The sequence below is a fragment of the Methanomassiliicoccales archaeon genome, assembly GCA_014361295.1.
Taxonomy (GTDB): domain Archaea; phylum Thermoplasmatota; class Thermoplasmata; order Methanomassiliicoccales; family JACIVX01; genus JACIVX01.
The window spans coordinates 1-1,094 of record JACIVX010000089.1 but is presented as its reverse complement, the minus strand read 5'-3'; the positions used below and the strand labels follow the sequence as shown (position 1 = coordinate 1,094).

Annotated in this window: 2 protein-coding genes; one reads left to right on the top strand and one right to left on the bottom strand. The window is 61.0% G+C overall.

Going from position 1 to position 1,094, the window contains the following annotated elements:
• A partial coding sequence (locus H5T41_11310; GenBank protein MBC7109346.1) for a hypothetical protein occupies nucleotides 1–585 on the top strand: 585 nt, incomplete at its 5' end.
• Here H5T41_11310 and H5T41_11305 read toward each other — a convergent pair.
• Nucleotides 582–1,073 (bottom strand): hypothetical protein, encoded by a 492-nt coding sequence (locus H5T41_11305; protein ID MBC7109345.1) that lies wholly within the window; start codon nucleotides 1,071–1,073, stop codon nucleotides 582–584. The two genes, H5T41_11310 and H5T41_11305, sit on opposite strands and share 4 nt — an antisense overlap.
• Nucleotides 1,074–1,094 lie beyond the last annotated feature (21 nt).

Below are 1,094 nucleotides of genomic sequence, written 5' to 3'. Positions count from 1 at the left end.
ACGGAGCTCATAAGCTTTGCGCGGCCGCGATCGTGGCGGATCCTGGGCCAGGTCCAGCGGGCGTTCATCGTTGTCGAAGAGGAGGACGGGCTGGAGCTGGTGGACCAGCACGCCGCCCATGAACGTATTCTTTTCGAGCAGTACCAAGATGGTCAGGAGATCCCGGTTCAGCGCTTCCTAATCCCAGTTCAGGTGGAGCTTCCCTTTGATGCGGCTGAAGCTTTGCGCGCGGCGATTCCAATGTTGCGAAAGATCGGGGTGGAATTGGAGCCATTTGGGCAGAATGCGTTCCTTTTGCGGGGCTGGCCGGCGGTTTTGGCCGAGCGCCAGGCAAAACTTGGGTTCCTCGAGCCCCTGAAAGAGGTGGCGGAAACGTGGCGCGCGGGAAATCGGGCGCTTTTGGAGCTTTGGCGAAGGGTGGCTTGCGCTGCAGCCATACGGGCTGGGGAGGAACTCTCGCCCACGGAACAGGAGGCCTTAATTGCGGCCTGGAAGGAGACCCGTGAGCCCGCCCGTTGCCCCCACGGAAGGCCGGTGGCGGTGAAGATCACGTTTGAGGAACTCGCCAAAAAGCTTGGGCGCTAAGTACGCAGGACCCAGCGCGTTCCCTCCGGGCCGTCCCGGAGCTCCACGCCCAGCTTCCCGAGCTTTTCCCGGATCATGTCCGCAAGGGCAAAATTTTTCTTTTTTCGCAAAATGGTGCGCAGCTCAACGACGAGGTCAAGGAGCTCCTCGGAAAGCTTTCCGAGTTCGGTGGGGGCCCCCTCCCCTTGGAAAAGTCCCAGCGGTCTTCCGAGTTCTCGCACGACCTGGGCGGCCTGGCGCATGGCGCCCGGATCATTGCGGCGATAAGCCTCGCTGATGATTTCCTGGATCACCGCGAGCCCTCCGGGGGTGTTGAAATCGTCCTGAAGCTCCGCGTGGAACCGCTCTTTTTCTTTGGCCAGGAATTGCGGGAATTCCGGATCCGCGGGATTCACTTCGGCGGGGATGCGTTCCGCCTCGGCCAAGAAATTGTATACCCGGGCCACCGCGCTTTTCGCCTCCTCCATGGCTTCAAACGAGAAATCCAAGGGTTTTCGCCAGTGTCGGGA